This is a genomic window from Trinickia sp., from assembly GCF_057351765.1.
Genome location: NZ_JBMRBK010000010.1, coordinates 1 through 16,305, shown reverse-complemented (window position 1 = coordinate 16,305; position 16,305 = coordinate 1). Strand labels below are relative to the sequence as shown.

Below are 16,305 nucleotides of genomic sequence, written 5' to 3'. Positions count from 1 at the left end.
CGGGCCGCACCAGTGCCAATGCCAATGCAAGGGCAGGAGGGAAGGCAAAATGAGCGATGCGCAAGATGCAACATACGACCTACAGCGGTTCGTCGATGCGCAGGCACCTGTCTACGAGCAGGTCAGCACTGAGCTGCGCTCGGGCCGCAAACGCACGCACTGGATGTGGTTCGTGTTTCCGCAGATCGCCGGACTGGGTAAGAGCGCCATGGCGCAGCGCTTCGCGATTGCGTCGCTCGATGAAGCTCGCGCATATGTGAACCATCCCGTGCTCGGCCCTCGGCTCAAAGAATGCACGCGATGGGTCAACGAAACAGAGGGCCGCTCGATCGACCAGATCTTCGGCGACCCCGACGACGTCAAATTCCGATCGTCGATGACACTCTTCGCACACGCCACGCCAGACAACGCCGAATTCCTGCAAGCGTTGTCGAAGTATTTCGGCGGCGAATTCGACCCGCTCACGCTCGAACGCCTGGGCCTTGCCCGGCAAGCATGACCCGCGTCGCGATGCAGATCCAGTAGCGGCCGCCTTTTATTTTTCCTACAGTGTAGTTCTCAACCAGATTCAAACCCAATGCGGCCTCGCCGAGCGAATCGCGGCGCACGCCCGGCTGGGCAAAACGTTTTGTCAGGAGCGATTTTCGATGAGACTCACGATTCTGATCAACGGTCCCGACCCCACCGTCAATCACGACTATGCGGTGCTGTGGCTCGACACCAAGGAGCACGTCTGGTCGAGAGAGTCGCATGACGGGATCGACTTGCCCGCCTGGGGGGATATGCGTGACGAGGACGGCGTCACGAAACTCTGTGCGCCTCAGACCTCGACGCCTGTTTGCACGCTGAGCGGACTCCACGTGGACCGCGACGAGCGCGTGGCGGCGGCGCAAGGCGCTGCGCAATGGCTCTGCGCAACAAAACCCGCGTCCACGGGGGGCTTATGGCGGCTACAGGCCGTCGAAAAGCGGTCCGTGCTTCCCGAGAACAGCGTCTTCCCGAATTGACGCGACGCAACATCGACTGAAAAAACTCGCCGCACGGCGAGTTTTTTTCGCTTCCTTACGAGCGGCTCGCCGATCCGCCTTTGCGATCGCGGTGTGCCGCGACGTTATGCGCATAAACTTTTTAAATTTCTATTAAAAGTTCGCGCTATTGCGACGACACCCAGCGAAACGTCAGATTGATGCGCTCGCCCTGCACGGCTGGCGCCTTGGGAACGCGATGCCGCCACTGAGCCTGCGTGCTGCCGCGCATCACGAGAAGGCTGCCGCTCGTCAATTCGAAGGCTCGGACGACGCCCGTCTGGTTGTGCCGCAAATCGAAGCGGCGAGTCGCCCCCAAGCTCACCGATGCGATCACCGGCGTGGCGCCTAGTTCGGGTTCCCGATCGGCATGCCATCCCATACTGTCATTGCCGCTGCGGTAACGATTCAACAGTACGCTGTTGAAACGCGCCCCTGTCGTCTCCTCCGCCAGGTCCTTGAGCATCCGCACGGTCGAGGACCAGGGCAGCGGGTCGTTCCGGATCCCGGAATAGACATAGACAGCACCCGGCTCCCCCTGCCACGCGGTCAGCCGGGGCAATAGCTTTACGCCTCCAGGTGTGCCGATCGAGTCCTGTTTCCAGACGACCTCTTCCCTCAAGCGTTCGAGCATGTCCACTGCCGTGGCCGCAGAAAGCCAATCCGGATACCAGTCGACTTCCGGCTCGGGCAACTCGGCCACCCCGGGAAGCATTGGCTGATGCAGACGATTCAAAAGGTCCTCGCTTCAAACGATTTCCGGGCGCGGCGCCGACCGGTCTGGCTTGTCGTTTTCCCACGCTAAGGGCGGACAGAGGCTTCGTCAATATCGGTTCATTCGCGTATGCAACGGCGAGGCGGGGCGCCGTCAAAGCGCCGCGCTCACGCGGTCCGCCGACCGCGGTTATGATTGCTCGCTACACCCCTACCCAACCGTTCCGACTTTTCTTTCGATCATGACAGTGTCCAACGAAGCCCTCGACCAGATGTTCCGTACCGCCCGCACCCATAGCGCCTGGCTGCCGAAGCCGGTGGACGACGGGCTCCTGAAGCAGATCGTCGACTTGACGGTCCTGGGCCCCACGTCCTTCAATTCGAGCCCCGCCCGCTTCGTATTCGTCAAGAGTCCCGAAGCGAAGGAAAAGCTTCGGCCCGCGCTGTCCGAGGCGAACATCGAAAAAACGATGGCAGCTCCGGTGACGGTCATCGCAGCAATGGATATGGCATTTTACGAACGCCTGCCGAAGCTTTATCCACATTCCGACGTGCGCGGCTGGTTCGACGGTAACGAGGGCATGATCCACTCGACGGCATTTCGCAACGCATCGCTCCAAGGCGCCTACTTGATCATTGCGGCGCGGGCGCTCGGTCTCGATGCCGGGCCGATGTCCGGCTTCCAGCCAGCCAAGGTCGATGAAGCGTTCTTTGCCGGCACGACGATCAAATCGAATTTCCTGATCAATCTGGGCTATGGCGACCACAGCAAGCTGCGCGCGCGCCTTCCGCGCCTCGCCTTCGACGAAATAGCGCGAATCGCCTGAGGCGGCGTGGATACCCGGCGCCGCGTGCGCCGGGGACAGCTTTCACCAACCGGCTCATGCCACAGCGGTGTATTACGGCGCAATCAGCACCGCGAGATAGAAGACGATCGCGCCGATCAACGCTCCGACGAAGCAAAAGCGCTCGCTTTCGGCATCCGTTCCGGAGCGCAGCCAAGCCCCGACGACTCCGAAAAGCCCCGCAATCCCCAGGGCCACGAATACCATCGCCACATCGAACAGGGTCGTGCGCGCGATTTCGAGCAAATCGATGCGGCGCACAAGGTAATACACGCCTAACGCCATCAGGGAGAGCACCACGAGCGGCAGCATGACATGGCTGCCTTCGTACCCGATATGATGCCGCTGGCTCGAGTGTAGATGAAGCCATTTCATCGTCTTCATCATTCTCCTCCCCTGTCGGTAGCGCCCGATGGCGCAGGGCTCGAATCATGAAGTCATTGCATTAGATCGATTAGGAGAACAAACGATCCCGCCAAGTGCGCGATGTGCAACGCACAGCGTCGAAACCGGCTGAAGGCGTTCGATCGGCGCCGAGCAGATAGTCCGGCAGGTCGGTAGAATGCGCAGCATTCCTGCGGAGGTTGCCCTTTCCATGCGCCGTTCCAGTTTTCTGATTCGAGTAATCGGTATCGGCATCCTGCTGCATATCTACGTTGGTTCCAGACTCATTCCCGAGTGGCCGTTCGGCGCGCCTGTAAAGGCTGCTGCGGTGGTCTGGCTCGTCTTGTCCTGCCTTCTGATACCTCTGGGCGTACTGGCGCGATATTTCGTGCAGCGCCAGCCGCTCGCCGATCGCCTGGCCTGGATCGGACTGCTCGTAATGGGATTTTTTTCCTCGCTGCTTGTCATCACGTTTGTGCGCGATTTGTCGATTGCATCGCTGCTGACGATCGATTCGCTGCTGCCGCGCACCGTCTCGCTCGATCGATGGCGCGTCGATTCGGCAGTGGGCGTGCCTCTGCTGGCAATGATCTCGACGGCGATCGGGTTCATCAATGCGCGACGCCGGGCAAAGGTAGCGAACGTCGATATACCGATCGCCGACTTGCCGCCCGAGTTGGATGGGTTAACCATCGTTCAGATCAGCGATATACACGTTGGCCCGACGATCAAACAATCGTACGTCGACGCTATCGTCACCGAAGTGAACCGGCTGCAAGCCGATGTCATCGCTGTAACGGGAGATGTTGTCGACGGCAGCGTGGTGCAGCTCGGCGAACATACGCGGCCACTCGGCCGTTTAAAGGCTCGGCATGGCGCTTTTCTGGTAACTGGCAACCACGAATATTATTCGGGTGCCGACGAGTGGATCGCCGAGTTCCGACGGCTAGGTCTACGCGTACTGATGAACGAGCATGTTGTGGTCGAGCACAACGGTGCGTCGTTTGTCATGGCAGGCGTCACTGACTACTCGGCCGGCAATTTCAACGACTCGCATCGCAGCGATCCTGCCGGGGCAGTCAGGCACGCGCCCGACGAAGCACGTGTCCGCATACTGCTCGCACACCAGCCGCGGACTGCACTCGCAGCTGTCGAGGCGGGCTATACGTTGCAGCTTTCCGGCCATACCCATGGAGGACAGTTTTTCCCGTGGAACTTCTTCGTCCGATTCCAGCAGCCTTTTACGGCCGGTTTGGCACGAATCGACGATTTATGGATTTACACGAGCCGGGGCACGGGCTATTGGGGCCCACCGAAGCGTCTGGGTGCGCCATCCGAGATCACGCGCATCCGGTTGGTGGCAGCACAGCCGGCATAGCGAGCGGGACAGGCAGCGGTATGCCTCGATGAACTTTTCGGCGTCGAATAACCGACTCGTTTCATGAGATCCATTCGGTGGCCCTGCGTTGGAGATCATCGGTCGTGGCCATCTCTTCGCCGTGCTTGCAAGCGCACTGCGGACGGTGGTTTCGGTTGCGACGAAAATGAGAAATGGCGTTCCGGTTAGGGAACGCAATATCGTGTGCCATATGCACGCCGCCAATGCTCCGCAAGACGAAAAGGCGACGAATGGAGCGAGTTGGGCATTTCGACAATGGCGCCCTCCTCAAGTCGGCCAGCCCATCCAACCCGTAAATGGCCCGGACACCCGCGCCAGTCGTCGTGAGCCCGAAATCTCACGACACTGTGGAAGAGCGCCCTGAGACCATGCCGCTCCCGGCATGGAAGGCGCTCAACGATGCCGCGTTTCACTTCCTATCGGTTTGTTGGCAACGGCCGGATGAGGTCATCGGTCAGGGCACTCGACTCGCGCATACGAATGACCACAATGCCAACGGACAGAACCAGGTACACCCCCAGGAATTGGAGGGCAGAGCGAATCGTGAATGTGCTCGCTACCGCGCCGAAGATCGAAGCGAGCATCAACACAGCCGATACAGTCATCGCACTGGCCAATCCCGATCGTCCTGGGTGGACACGCAACGACTTGGCCATATAGATCGGGTAGACGAATCCCATCATGAGGCAGTCGGCCAACACGCATGCAATCCATATCGCGTGTACGCCGGGATATCTCCACTGAAGCACCATGGAAACCATGACGCCGGCAAGCGTGCCCCATACGGCCCATGTCAGGAGCCGATCTTCGGACCATCGCCGCGCCAGCAACACTCGCAATGCCAGAGTGCCCAACAGATAGCCGCATCCGACGACGAGGCCGATATTGCCGTACGTTGCCGGCGAAAGCCCTAGCGCCATCTGGACGAAGTACGGACCAACCGCTCCATAGGTGACAAGGCTCGCATATGCGAAGCCCATGGCGAAGACAGGCAAAAGGAAATCGTTATGGGTCACTACTTGGACGACGTCGCGTCGAAATTGCGCGACGCGAAAGCGCTCTCGATGTCCGTTCGTCTCCGGCAGCCCCCAGGCGATGAGCGCAGCAAGCGTACACCCATAAGCCCCAAGGAGATAAAAGCACGACTCCCAGCCATAGGCGGTCACGAGCAATCCGCCGATCCAGGGCGCAAATATCGGCCCCATGCCCCATACCGTGGTGACATAGAGCGACTTTTTCGTGAGCTCCGCCGGCAAAAAGGAATCCGACAGGATGCTGCGGCATACGGCCTGCATGCCCCCGGCACTCACGCCTTGCAAGAACCGCAACGCCATCACCTGCTCGATGGTGCCGGCGAACGGAATGGCCACGCTGGCAAGCGTGAATAACAACGCATTGACGAGCTGCGGCTTTTTGCGCCCGACGACGTCGGATAGCGTGCCCGAATACAGCATCCCGACGAACAAGCCGACCAGGAAGACCGTCAACGTCGATTTGGTCGCGACGGCGTCCGCCCCGAAATGCTCCGCCAACGTGGGCAGGCTGGATGCATAGAGATCAATGCCGATACCGCCCAATGGGACGGTCAACAAAACGATCATGAGAATTCGAGAGGAGGATTTCATTGTCGGAAACGCCCCGGATCGGGCCGCAAGGTAAGTCATGAAGCGGCGGTACTCGCCGCTCCTATTAACACATCGACTACGCCAAGCTGACGTTGAAGCCGCCATCGACGTCGATCGAGGCGCCCGTGATGAAGCTCGACTCATCGGAGATCAGAAACCTGACGGTCTTGGCGACATCGAGCGGCGCGCAAAGCCGTTCGAGCGGAATTTTCGATTCGACTGCCGTCTGTATGGCGTCCGCGTTGACGCCGGACTGAGCCGACAGCGCTGCGAACACCTGGTCTTTCATTTTTGTTTCGGCAGCGCAGGGATTGACGGTGTTGACGCGAATGCGCCGCGACGCCAATGTGCGGGCCACGGCCTTGCCGAGGCTGCGCAATGCGACCGTCGAAAGGCTGCCACACAAAAAGTCCGCATCGGGCATTTTCGAAAGAATGCCGTTGATCATCACCACCGATGCCCCAGGTCTCAACTGCGGTGAGAGGTGGCGCAACAGGTTAATGTTGCCGACGACCCGGGTCGTGAAGTCTTCGAGCAAACGATCGACTTCGAGCTGCAAGAAGTTCGCACGCACAGGTAGGGCACCGGCGAAATTGACGACGCCATCTAAAGCCAGATTCCGGTCGGCCAGTTGCGCGGCCACCGATGCACACATTTCGTTCGATCGCACATCGCAGGCAAGCGCCAGCGCGACCGACGACTCCCACTTCATTCGTGCAATCGTTTCGTTGAGGCGATCCGCGTCACGCGCCACGAGCACGAAACGATAATGCTCGCGAAGCAACTCGATCGTAGCCACCGCCATATCGCTGCATGCCGCCGAGACAAACAGTGTTTTCATTTCATAGTCCTTATTCGAATCCATAGGCTTGCATCGCGGCGGGGGCATAGCGTGTCCCCTTGACTTCTCGTTTCAGGACTTCGCCGATTTCAGCGAGTCTTTCGGCGCCCAGCGGCAGATCGAGCGCTTTCATTGCATCGGTGACGCGCTCCGAGCGACGCATTCCCGGGATAACCAACACGTCTTGATGAAGCAGCCAAGATACCGACAGCGCCGCCAAGCTCGTCTTCAACGACGCGGCAATTGCTTTGAGGTCGGCGATCATGCGTAGGTTGTGCTCGAGATTCTCACCGGCGAAGCGCGGCAACGTTGCGCGGAAATCCCCGCTCGCGAGCTTGGTTGCATCGAAGGAGTCCGTTAGCAGGCCGCGGCACAGCGGGCTATAAGCCACGAAGCTGATGCCGTTGCTCCGGCAGAACTCCAGTACGCCGGAGCGTTCCACCCCCCGCTCGATCATGCTGTACTCCGATTGCACGTAATGCACAGGACAAACCGCGTGAATGAGCGAGAGTTGATCGAGTCGAGGCTCGCTCAGGCCGATGCTGCGTGCGCGCCCCGATTCGAGCACCTCGTTCAAAAAGCGCGCCAACGTCTGCAATTGCTCGCTCGTAGCATTCGGCGGTAAACGATGAATGTAGAAGATGTCGAGATAGTCCGTGCCCAGATTGGCAAGCGACTCCCGCAGTTTCCCTTCAAGGTACGACGGTTCGATCGAAATGCCGCGCACGCTCGGATCCTTCCGGTCGCGCAAAATGCCCGCTTTCGATGCGACGATGACGGACTGACGCTTTGCCGTATCCGACAAATCCAGGGCGCTTCCGAGGAAACGCTCGTTATCGCCGTAGCCGTAGCCGTCGGCCGTATCGAAGTGATTGATGCCTCGAGCGATAGCGGTCTGGATCGCCTCGCGGGCCAGCGATTCCTCCGAAGGCCCATAGAACTCGGAGATTCCCATCGCGCCGAAGCCGATGCATGAGATGTCGCGCGGCGTGGCCTCGGCTTGGTTGAAGTGACAGTATTTCATTTCGGTGATTACCTCGTTTGCAGGAGTAGGGGGCTGTGAGGCGTGCGCCTAGGCGATGGCGCCGCTCGTCAGAATCGGCCATCCCCTTTGCATTGCGGCTTCCCGCAACGACGGACAGGGATCGACCGCATGGGGATGCTGAACGGCAAGGAGCATCGGAAGATCTGAAATGTGGTCCCCATAGGCGTGATGCGCGTGGCCGTCGACACCCTGATCGTGAATGAACGCCAGCAGCCGATCGCGCTTGTGCGTTCCGATAGCCATCGCTGTGAGCCGGCCCGTGCATCTGCCGTCGATCGTTTCGAGTTCGGCGCACAGCAGATGCCGCACGTCGAGTGCTTTCGCGATCGGCTCCAGAACCGGCCGCATCGAGCCGGAGACGAACACTGGCGTCCACCCGTCGTTCGACAGAGTCCGCAGCCGATCGACCACCTCGGTCTTGAAAAACGGTTCGGCTGCCGATGCAGCGTCGAACCAGGCCCGGCCCGCATCGAACAGCTGCGCGCTATCGACGCCCGCGTATTGCTCGTAGTAGGCGCGATTGACCTCGCTGCGCTGTGCGCCCGCCTCGACGAGGGCCATGAGCCGGCGCATCGCGCTTTCATGTCGATGACACTCGCCGAGTTGCGCGTACCAGAACGCCATGAAAGCGAACATGCTTTTTTGATGGATTAGCGTTTCATCCACGTCGAAGAAAGCGATCCTCATTGTCTAAACCTCACGAGACATAGGCTCCAGCTGAACCCGGCGCCGGCGCCGACCAGTAGCGCGAGCGATTCCGGCGGAGGACGCGATTCGATTAGCGAGGTCAAGCCGTGGAATGCGTCGGCGCAGCCCAAGTGGCCCACGGTGAGGCCCTCCTCGAGGTTTGTTGTCGCGTTCGGCAGATCGAACACCGGCGTGTAGTTTTCCGTCAGAAGCGTGTAGCCAAGATGAGGCAGCACTAGATGCCGAATGTCCTCGGGGCGAACGCCTGCATCACTCTGGACGCCGGCCCATAACGACGTGAGCGCGGTTCGCGTTGCACTCGTCAACGTTGATGTCCCTTGCTCGGTGAGGAACTGCTTCTTGGTGGCGCGGATATCGTAGGGCGCCACTTCGCCCTCGTTCATCGGCAAGGGGTGACGGTGCATGCGCTCGAGAAACGGCGCGTTCGTAGTGCGAATGGCGAGGATGTCGGCCACGGCCTCGGGCCTGTCTCTGCTTCCGAGGAGAATTCCCGCAGCGCCGTCGCCATAAGCAATGCCGTAGTCCGCATTCCAACGATCGAAACCCGAGATGTTGAAGCGATCCGCTGCCAGGCACAGCGCCGTCTTGCCCGGCTCGAACGCCAACAGGGAACACGCGATTTCCATTGAAACCATGGCCGCGTTGCAGCCCTGCCGAATGTTGAGCCCCGTTGCGGCTTGCGTGCCGATTGTCTCGACGATATACGAAGCCGGCGACCATAGGGCTGGCTGCCCTTGGTAGTGAATGTGGCTGTAGAGACACCAGCGCAATTCATCGCTGCGCCGCGAGCGAGTCAGCTCCCGTGCAACGTTGGCCGCCATATCGGCAGGAAAGAGCGTGTCTTCCACCTGCACGGCGCTGAAACGGCTTTTTTCCAACTCGGCGGCCGTGATCTGCCCACGGTCGACTGCGTGCAAGGAGGCTTCGCGCGAGCTCGGCAAATGACGCGCCACACCGAGAATGGTTGCAAGTGCGCGCCTCATAGCGAAGTACCGGCTTCGATGCGATCGACGTAAAAATCGGGCCGCAGATGGACTGTCGAGACGTTATCGCCGAAATGCTCGGCGAGCGCGTGTCCGATCCCGGTCGTTTCCGAGAGATCGATGTTGTCTTCCGTCCCGAGCGTTGCCCAGAGCGAGCGCCCCTCGGGCAAACGCAGATTCGGAATGCGCGCACCGCGCTGAAGGCGCTTCTGGTACAACGGATCGCCTTCATCGCGTACGTCATGAAAGAGCTGGCTGTACGTCTGCGCGAGCGACCTCAATTCGTCCGCACAGACTGCGTGGCTGCGCATCTTCGTGAGCAGCGGCCCGATCTGCGTCCGAGCGATCACGTGACGTGCGATCCGCATCCGCTCTGATTCCCAGGACGCGCCGACGTCGACCTCGGTGTTTTGATCGAGGCGCCATGCAAGCGAGAAAGCGTCGCCGAACCCCAGATTCATGGCTTGGCCGCCAGCCGGCGAGTGGACGTGGGCGGCATCGCCACAGAGGAACACACGGCCCACTGCGAATCGTTCGGCGCACCGCTCCCGCACCGTGTAGTGCCGGATCGCACTGTAGGTGGACAAGTGTGGAATCGCTGCGAGCCCGGTATCGCGGATCAGCGTTTCGACTGACTCCCTGTTCAACGCTCCGTCCGTCAGCGATAGATGACTACCGGGCCCGGCAATGCGATATTCGCCGTTGTCCATCGGAACGATCGACAACGCAGCGTGCCCATTGATAGCCATGTAGGAAGCGTCTTCCGAAAGACTGCGGGCCGCCGGCAGCCCCTCGGCCAAGATATATTGGAACGTGTAGTCAGCACCGGTGAATGCGGCGTTCAGCAGAACGCGTACCGTGCTGTTGGCCCCGTCGCAGCCGATCAGAAACGGCACGCGAGCATGCTCCCGTCCACCCCTGGTTTCGGCGACGAACGAGACGCTATCCGAGTCCTGGGCGAGCTCGACGAGCCGGTGCCCTCTCAGGACGCGGCCGCCGAGGTCGACAAAACGCCGCTCGAGAATGTCCTCCACCACGGGCTGGCGCAGGTTGATGAAACCCGGAAATCCCGCCTGAGCGACACAAGAGAAGTCGAGGCTGAAGCGCGTATCGCCGTTGATGTCGAAATGAATATAGCGTTGGTGTAAGCCTCGCTCGAGAATTTCGCCGTCCACATCGATCGTCGACAGAATATCCAGGGATGCCGAATGAATCATCAGCGCCTTCGTGAGCTCGGAACGGCGCTCGGTTTGTTCCAGCACTTGGCAAGGGATGCCTCTTTTCGCGAGCAGGCATCCGAGGAGCAGCCCCACAGGGCCCGCCCCGATGATGGTGTGTATGTTGCGCATCATCTGACCATCGTCCTCAACTGTAGCTGGGGGACGCGTGAGCCAGGCGCGCTACTCTTGTCAGCGCGAGTTCGTGCTCTTTCCTCGCGATGAGGTCCTTGTCATAGGCGGCGAAGCTGATATGGACCTCCGCAAGCGCCTCGTCTTGCTGTGCGAAATCGACGCGCACCTCGGCATGCAACGCGTTTCCCCGTTTGCGCTCTGCCGCGAGAACCGTGAGATTGGCATCGGTCTCGATTGGGAATGCGAACCGGTGATAGGTCGTCCCGACTTTGTTCAGGATGAAATAGAACTGGCCTCGCTCGTGCGCGTCGAGCATGAAGAGTTCGGCGACTGCCAGCATCATCTGCCGGCCGGCCTCCGTTATCACCATGCCTTGGATATGCTGCCCCGTCATGTGATCGCCCAGCAGTTCGGTTGCATCGTGAATGGCGAGCTTGCTCTGGTAGCAATTCTCCGACGCCCGCTGCGGCGTGGAGATAAGGATGTTCTGCGCGTGATGCTTATGCGTTACCTGACGCAAGGCCGGATTGAGCTGATCCGCGATCTGCTCGTAGTTGACAATGCGCGGCGACGAATGCGCAAAGCGCCGCTGCATGATGGTTTGCAGGCCAGATAGCCGTTGGTGGCATACGCCTTGACCTACGATGATCTGGTTAATGGGCAGGTTTTGGGCCTCCCAGATCATCCTTTCGAGCTGGCCGAGCGTAACGATGTGGTCATGTTTGTCGGAGAACCCTTGGAATTTATCGCCGACGACGATTACTGACTTCTCGGATTTCATTTTTATATTTAAATCTATGGACGATGGAATGGATATCTGCCTCCCCCGCCTCCTCGTTCTATTTTTGTTGCGCGACGTGGGAATATGCGCGTTCGCTCATATTGGCAGCAGATGTCCGCTGCATGGCGGCCTCTTGGCGAACTGGCGCATGTTCCTTGGTACGTGGCGCAGATCAACAATACAACGCCCCTGAACCTGGAATACAATTCCATTTTTGCAATACCTTTTTTGTATGGCTGCCTCGATCGATCTGCGCCAACTCCGTTACTTCGCCGTACTCTGCGAGGAACTGCACTTCGGGCGTGCCGCTGCTCGGCTCAATATTTCGCAGCCGCCGTTGAGCCGGCAAATCCGGCTCCTCGAGGAGGCGCTCGGGGTCACGCTGTTCGATCGGGATAACCGCAGCGTGGACCTGACTCCAGCCGCGGAAGCGTTTCTGCGCAAGGTAAAGCGCGTATTGAACGATGTCGACGAAGCGATTCGATCGGTGCGCAAGCCGGTGGAGAAGGCTCGATGTCTGTCGATCGGCTATACGACGGTTTTCGACTTCGGTACCTATCCGGAGAAGGTGTTCCAGAGCTTACAGCCTCGTTTTCCGGAGTTGACGTTGGCTTGCCACGGCAGGCATTCCATCGCGCTGATTCGGGACGTACTGGCCAGCGAGCTCGATATCGCGCTGATTGGTCTGCACAGCGATGTGAAAGGGCTCGCGTTGAGGGTGCTTCAGGAGGAGGAGATGGTCGTCGCACTGCCTGCGACAGACTCGCTGGCGGCGAAGAAGCTCGTTTCCTTTAGCGACTTGGCCGACGGGCGCATGTTTTGGTTCAAGCGCGCGCTGAATCCGGGCTTTTATGACCACTGCCGGTCATATTTCGATGCGATCGAATTTCGGCCGACGGTTGTTCCCGAGCCCAGCGATCATCATGTCTTGCTGGGCCAAATCGCCGATGGTCAAGGGTACGCGCTGATGCCCCGTTCGATGCGATCCATTCGGCGGCGCGGTGTCGTATTTCGTAGGCTGCGTTATCCGGGGCATGCGCTGAAGGTTGGCGTTGGGATGGTTTATCGGCAAGATCGGAATTCTGAGGCAGTCATGGCGTTCATGGAGGCGGCGATCGCCAATCCGCCGTTTGTCGATAAACCCTAGTCAATCGAATATCGCCAGCCGGTTCCTCTGTACAAGTTGAAGCGATTTCGGCCGCCGACTGCGCCGCGGCCCACAGCGCGGCCGCCTGCTCGAAGAGTTGCAGCGCGACGAAATCCTCGCGCATCGTGTGCAGCAGTCTTCGACCGCGGCCAGCTTCGCTTGCTCTGTGTATCAGCCCAAGAAACACCCCGAAAAGATGTCCAACGTTCGGGGGTCGGTTCAAGTTGAAGTGTAAGCGCGCAATAAACCACGTGACTTGCGGGAGGCGGCCGGCAGTGCGTCAGGCGGTAGGAGTGGTGAGACGCCATGGAAGCAGCGCCTCGTAATCGTCGACGCCCTGAGCAACTGGCAGCGCCTTGAACAACGCGAGCAGGTAGCCGTAGGGCTCGACGCTGTTTGCCTTGCAGGTTTCGATCAGCGAATAGAGGTTAGCTGCCGCATTCGCACCGGCGACGGTGTCGTAGAAGAGCCAGTTTTTGCGGCCGACCGTAAAAGGCCGGATCGCGTTCTCGCAAGCGTTGTTCGAGATCGGCCATGCGCCGTTTTCAACGTAGCGAATCAGCTTCGGCCACTGGCCCTTCAGGTAGCTCAACGCTTTGCCAAACGCGCTTTGCGGCAACACGGCGTTCAACTGCCTAAAAAGCAGTGCCTCGATTTGCTCCAGCACGGGGCGACTCTCGCGTTGGCGCCCGAGCAGCCGATCCGCTGGCGCCATACCTTCGCAACGCGATTCAATAGCAAACAGCGTCCCGATCAATCGAATGAATTCGCTGACGGGATGGTCGCGTCCACGTTGAGCCTTCGGCAGATTCTCTTCAGCCTCGATCATGTAACGACGCGCGTGCGCCCAACAGCCCAAATGTACGAGCTGGTTCGTGTCGGCGACATCGTTGTACGGCTCATAGCCGTCAGTCATCAATGCCGTGCCTGGCTTGATGCCAGCATAGAGCGCCGCGGCTTGCACCGCGCTGCGCGTCGGGCTGTAGCTGAACAATCGAACCGGCGGACCGGTGCCGCTCATCTGCGCCCACATGTAGCTCTTGCGCTGCGCCGCGCGCCCGGGCTCCTTCAGCACCTGCACGGTCGTTTCATCGCCATAGACGATGTCGGCGTCGAGCAGATGATCGCGCATCAAGTTGATCAGCGGCTGCACCGCCATACCGACACGCACCACGCTGGCAGCGAGCGTGCCACGCGAGAGATCCCCGCCGAAACGATGCAGCAGCGCTGCGATTCGATACAACGGAAGCGCGTCGGCGAACTTGCTGACGACCACCCATGCAAGCGCCGATTCCGTGAGTAAGCCCTTCGAGATGATGCGCGCCGGTGCCGGCGTGACCTTGATGCCGAGATCGCAACAAGGGCACGCGTATTTGACGCGCTGATGCTGAATGACGCGAACCTGCTGCGGCACGATATCGAGCTGCTCACTGATCTCGGCGCCGATCTCGACGAGCATATATCCGTCGTGTGCGCAGACGCGTTCCGATTCCGGCAGCTCGTGACGCACGATCTCGCGAGGGAGCATTGGGTCCAACGGCTTGCGTCCACGCTTCTTGCGTTCATGCGCGCCAACCTCGATGCTCTGTTCTGCTTGCGTCTCCTGCGCCGGTTCAGATCCCGTTGCGGCCGCCTCCGCTTCGTTTAAGAAGAGGTCGCGTTGCTCGCCCCCGCGCGCTTCGCTCTTGGCTGCAAAGAGCTGTCGCTGGAAGGCCTTGAGCTTCTCGCGCAGCAAATCACGCTCGACCGTCACCACGCGCAACTCGCTCTTCATGGCAGCGAGTTCGGCGCGTAGCGCTTGCAGCTCGTCGGTGGGAGATGAGGATGGTGGCGGCATCGCCGGATTAGACCAGCCATGCTGGTTCGCGTTTCAGGTCGCGCGCTGATAATAGCGCGTCGGGTGCGCGCGCATCGCTTCGATGTCGATACCGTCGAGCAACCAGTGCAGTTGTTCGGTTCGTAGCTTGAGCACGGCTTCTTTACGCGGCCACACGAAGCGATCCTGTTCGAGCCGCTTCATCAGCAGCCAGAAGCCGTTTCGGTCCCACAGCAACATCTTGATGCGATCGCGACGCTGGTTGCTGAATACGTACACGGCTTGCGCGAATGGATCGAGCTTCATCGATTGCTCGACGATGGCGGCAAGACCGTTGATGCTCTTACGGAAATCAACGGCATCGCGATGCACATAGACCTTCAGCTCATCGTGCAGCCGGAACATCGCACCGTCCAAGCGTTTCGATCATTGCCGATAGCAGCACCGCGTCGTTGCCGACGCATTCGAGCTTGAGCGTAATGCCATTGGGCATCTGCACAGTCAATGTCGATACAGCTGCACGATCCGCGGCTGGCGAAACAGGCATCGCGGCTTTGCGCTCGACGAGCGCGTGTTCGCTTGGGATCGTCACGACCGGCACGAACGCCGCTTCAGTGGCCGACGGAGTTGGGCTGTCGGCCAGCCGTTGCTGGTGCAGCTTGATCCATTTGCGTAGCAGGTTTGCATTGACGCCGTGCCTTAGGGCGAGGCCCGCCACTGATGCCCCTGGCTCAAGGCACGCCTCGACCAGCCGTTGCTTGGTTCGCCGATCAAAACGGCGCTTGCCGTCCTTGCCTACGGTGACGACCTTCAGGCACGACGATTCTGAGTGTTGTTCTGTCATAAGGTGTCCACTGAAAATCAGTGGACATAGCCTGCACGGTCAGATCCCTGAGTGCTAGACGTCGATTCTTGCGCGCTTACGTTGAAGTGGACGCGATTGTCGCCGCTTAACCCATGCCCGTTCAAGACGGGATGCCCGCGCGCTTACATCCAAAGCAAAAACCCCCGGCTGCGCGATGGCGGGCCGGGGGTTTTCATGCACGTTGCGTGGGTCAGAGTGGGCACTGAGGTGCGCACACTCTGCCTGGCAGAGGGAGCCTGACGATTACCTACTTTCACACGGGCAATCCGCACTATCATCGGCGTGGAGTCGTTTCACGGTCCTGTTCGGGATGGGAAGGGGTGGGACCGACTCGCTATGGTCATCAGGCATGACTTGTTGCTGTGCAGCTTGGGCTGCGCAGCCAATCTGGGAAGAAGCAGAGGTGTAATGGTGCTCTGCATTGGCCAGAGTAAGCGCTGAAGCGCCAACTCTGGCTGGCAGGGGTAGTGACGTATCACTAGGGCAAAACACGGATCACAACCTGAGCAAGACGCTCCGGTTATAGGATCAAGCCGTACGGGCAATTAGTATCGGTTAGCTGAACGCATTACTGCGTGTACACACCCGACCTATCAACGTCCTGGTCTCGAACGACCCTTCAAGGGGATCAAGTCCCCGGGGATATCTCATCTTAAGGCGAGTTTCCCGCTTAGATGCTTTCAGCGGTTATCTCTTCCGAACATAGCTACCCGGCGATGCCACTGGCGTGACAACCGGTACACCAGAGGTTCGTCCACTCCGGTCCTCTCGTACT

At 59.8% G+C, this 16,305-nt stretch carries 17 protein-coding genes and 2 rRNA genes; 5 read left to right on the top strand and 14 right to left on the bottom strand.

Annotated features, from left to right (window positions below):
* Positions 1-49 precede the first annotated feature (49 nt).
* Both ACO1XS_RS01630 and ACO1XS_RS01625 read left to right on the top strand, forming a co-directional pair.
* Positions 50-499 carry a DUF1810 domain-containing protein gene (locus tag ACO1XS_RS01630; RefSeq protein ID WP_440562887.1) on the top strand — a complete coding sequence of 150 codons (450 nt, stop codon included), beginning with the start codon at positions 50-52 and terminating at the stop codon, positions 497-499.
* 148 nt (positions 500-647) lie between these two features.
* Positions 648-1,007 (top strand): DUF3564 family protein, encoded by a 360-nt coding sequence (locus ACO1XS_RS01625; protein ID WP_331573284.1) that lies wholly within the window; start codon positions 648-650, stop codon positions 1,005-1,007.
* Positions 1,008-1,152: 145 nt separating this feature from the next.
* Here ACO1XS_RS01625 and ACO1XS_RS01620 read toward each other — a convergent pair whose 3' ends face one another.
* Entirely contained in the window at positions 1,153-1,740 is a 588-nt protein-coding gene (locus tag ACO1XS_RS01620) for an alpha-ketoglutarate-dependent dioxygenase AlkB family protein (RefSeq protein ID WP_331573288.1), read from the bottom strand.
* A 241-nt stretch (positions 1,741-1,981) separates the two neighbouring features.
* Here ACO1XS_RS01620 and ACO1XS_RS01615 point away from each other — a divergent pair, with 241 nt between their 5' ends.
* Positions 1,982-2,566, top strand: a complete 585-nt coding sequence (locus tag ACO1XS_RS01615; RefSeq protein WP_486389890.1) for a malonic semialdehyde reductase — start codon at positions 1,982-1,984, stop codon at positions 2,564-2,566.
* 72 nt (positions 2,567-2,638) lie between these two features.
* Here the strand turns inward: ACO1XS_RS01615 and ACO1XS_RS01610 are convergent, their stop codons facing one another.
* A complete protein-coding gene (locus ACO1XS_RS01610; protein WP_331573287.1) occupies positions 2,639-2,968 on the bottom strand; it encodes a hypothetical protein in 330 nt (109 codons plus the stop codon).
* Positions 2,969-3,179: 211 nt separating this feature from the next.
* Between ACO1XS_RS01610 and ACO1XS_RS01605 the strand changes: the two genes are divergently transcribed.
* Entirely contained in the window at positions 3,180-4,346 is a 1,167-nt protein-coding gene (locus ACO1XS_RS01605; protein WP_486389889.1) for a metallophosphoesterase, read from the top strand.
* Between the two features lie 437 nt (positions 4,347-4,783).
* Here the strand turns inward: ACO1XS_RS01605 and ACO1XS_RS01600 are convergent, their stop codons facing one another.
* From ACO1XS_RS01600 to ACO1XS_RS01570, 7 genes are all read right to left on the bottom strand, one after another.
* Positions 4,784-5,968 carry an MFS transporter gene (locus ACO1XS_RS01600; RefSeq protein WP_486389888.1) on the bottom strand — a complete coding sequence of 395 codons (1,185 nt, stop codon included), beginning with the start codon at positions 5,966-5,968 and terminating at the stop codon, positions 4,784-4,786.
* Positions 5,969-6,068: 100 nt separating this feature from the next.
* Positions 6,069-6,833: an SDR family NAD(P)-dependent oxidoreductase gene (locus ACO1XS_RS01595; RefSeq protein WP_486389887.1), complete on the bottom strand. Its 765-nt coding sequence runs from the start codon at positions 6,831-6,833 to the stop codon at positions 6,069-6,071.
* 10 nt (positions 6,834-6,843) lie between these two features.
* Positions 6,844-7,857: an aldo/keto reductase gene (locus ACO1XS_RS01590; RefSeq protein ID WP_486389886.1), complete on the bottom strand. Its 1,014-nt coding sequence runs from the start codon at positions 7,855-7,857 to the stop codon at positions 6,844-6,846.
* Between the two features lie 48 nt (positions 7,858-7,905).
* A complete protein-coding gene (locus tag ACO1XS_RS01585; protein WP_486389885.1) occupies positions 7,906-8,565 on the bottom strand; it encodes an HAD family hydrolase in 660 nt (219 codons plus the stop codon).
* Complete coding sequence (locus ACO1XS_RS01580; RefSeq protein ID WP_486389884.1) at positions 8,562-9,569, bottom strand: 3-oxoacyl-[acyl-carrier-protein] synthase III C-terminal domain-containing protein; 1,008 nt, start codon at positions 9,567-9,569, stop codon at positions 8,562-8,564. Before ACO1XS_RS01580 ends, ACO1XS_RS01585 begins: the two co-directional genes overlap by 4 nt.
* Positions 9,566-10,921 (bottom strand): FAD-dependent oxidoreductase, encoded by a 1,356-nt coding sequence (locus tag ACO1XS_RS01575; protein WP_486389883.1) that lies wholly within the window; start codon positions 10,919-10,921, stop codon positions 9,566-9,568. The genes ACO1XS_RS01580 and ACO1XS_RS01575 overlap by 4 nt, the downstream gene beginning before the upstream one ends.
* Positions 10,922-10,934: 13 nt before the next feature.
* On the bottom strand, positions 10,935-11,702 hold the full coding sequence (locus ACO1XS_RS01570) for an AfsA-related hotdog domain-containing protein (RefSeq protein WP_486389882.1): 768 nt from the start codon (positions 11,700-11,702) through the stop codon (positions 10,935-10,937).
* A gap of 232 nt (positions 11,703-11,934) precedes the next feature.
* On the opposite strand from ACO1XS_RS01570, the gene ACO1XS_RS01565 reads away from it, so the two are divergent.
* The gene (locus ACO1XS_RS01565) at positions 11,935-12,849 is read left to right on the top strand and encodes a LysR family transcriptional regulator (RefSeq protein WP_486389881.1); all 915 of its coding nucleotides are present in this window, start codon (positions 11,935-11,937) and stop codon (positions 12,847-12,849) included.
* A 280-nt stretch (positions 12,850-13,129) separates the two neighbouring features.
* Here the strand turns inward: ACO1XS_RS01565 and tnpC are convergent, their stop codons facing one another.
* From tnpC to ACO1XS_RS01540, 5 genes are all read right to left on the bottom strand, one after another.
* On the bottom strand, positions 13,130-14,686 hold the full coding sequence (gene tnpC / locus ACO1XS_RS01560) for an IS66 family transposase (RefSeq protein ID WP_486389880.1): 1,557 nt from the start codon (positions 14,684-14,686) through the stop codon (positions 13,130-13,132).
* 33 nt (positions 14,687-14,719) lie between these two features.
* Positions 14,720-15,070, bottom strand: coding sequence for an IS66 family insertion sequence element accessory protein TnpB (gene tnpB / locus ACO1XS_RS01555; protein ID WP_486389879.1), 351 nt, complete (start codon positions 15,068-15,070; stop codon positions 14,720-14,722).
* Positions 15,051-15,509, bottom strand: a complete 459-nt coding sequence (gene tnpA, locus ACO1XS_RS01550; protein WP_486389878.1) for an IS66-like element accessory protein TnpA — start codon at positions 15,507-15,509, stop codon at positions 15,051-15,053. Before tnpA ends, tnpB begins: the two co-directional genes overlap by 20 nt.
* 255 nt (positions 15,510-15,764) lie before the next feature.
* Positions 15,765-15,878, bottom strand: a 5S ribosomal RNA gene (gene rrf / locus ACO1XS_RS01545).
* A 176-nt stretch (positions 15,879-16,054) separates the two neighbouring features.
* Positions 16,055-16,305 (bottom strand): 23S ribosomal RNA (locus ACO1XS_RS01540); the annotation flags it as partial.

Coding starts and splice junctions, on each gene's coding strand:
- ACO1XS_RS01610 (WP_331573287.1), bottom strand. CDS start 2,968: ATGAAGACGATGAAATGGCTTCATCTACACTCGAGCCAGCGGCATCAT.
- ACO1XS_RS01615 (WP_486389890.1), top strand. CDS start 1,982: ATGACAGTGTCCAACGAAGCCCTCGACCAGATGTTCCGTACCGCCCGC.
- ACO1XS_RS01600 (WP_486389888.1), bottom strand. CDS start 5,968: ATGATCGTTTTGTTGACCGTCCCATTGGGCGGTATCGGCATTGATCTC.
- ACO1XS_RS01625 (WP_331573284.1), top strand. CDS start 648: ATGAGACTCACGATTCTGATCAACGGTCCCGACCCCACCGTCAATCAC.
- tnpA (WP_486389878.1), bottom strand. CDS start 15,509: ATGACAGAACAACACTCAGAATCGTCGTGCCTGAAGGTCGTCACCGTA.
- ACO1XS_RS01620 (WP_331573288.1), bottom strand. CDS start 1,740: ATGCTTCCCGGGGTGGCCGAGTTGCCCGAGCCGGAAGTCGACTGGTAT.
- ACO1XS_RS01565 (WP_486389881.1), top strand. CDS start 11,935: ATGGCTGCCTCGATCGATCTGCGCCAACTCCGTTACTTCGCCGTACTC.
- ACO1XS_RS01575 (WP_486389883.1), bottom strand. CDS start 10,921: ATGATGCGCAACATACACACCATCATCGGGGCGGGCCCTGTGGGGCTG.
- tnpC (WP_486389880.1), bottom strand. CDS start 14,686: ATGCCGCCACCATCCTCATCTCCCACCGACGAGCTGCAAGCGCTACGC.
- ACO1XS_RS01570 (WP_486389882.1), bottom strand. CDS start 11,702: ATGAAATCCGAGAAGTCAGTAATCGTCGTCGGCGATAAATTCCAAGGG.
- ACO1XS_RS01585 (WP_486389885.1), bottom strand. CDS start 8,565: ATGAGGATCGCTTTCTTCGACGTGGATGAAACGCTAATCCATCAAAAA.
- ACO1XS_RS01590 (WP_486389886.1), bottom strand. CDS start 7,857: ATGAAATACTGTCACTTCAACCAAGCCGAGGCCACGCCGCGCGACATC.
- tnpB (WP_486389879.1), bottom strand. CDS start 15,070: ATGTTCCGGCTGCACGATGAGCTGAAGGTCTATGTGCATCGCGATGCC.
- ACO1XS_RS01580 (WP_486389884.1), bottom strand. CDS start 9,569: ATGAGGCGCGCACTTGCAACCATTCTCGGTGTGGCGCGTCATTTGCCG.
- ACO1XS_RS01595 (WP_486389887.1), bottom strand. CDS start 6,833: ATGAAAACACTGTTTGTCTCGGCGGCATGCAGCGATATGGCGGTGGCT.
- ACO1XS_RS01605 (WP_486389889.1), top strand. CDS start 3,180: ATGCGCCGTTCCAGTTTTCTGATTCGAGTAATCGGTATCGGCATCCTG.
- ACO1XS_RS01630 (WP_440562887.1), top strand. CDS start 50: ATGAGCGATGCGCAAGATGCAACATACGACCTACAGCGGTTCGTCGAT.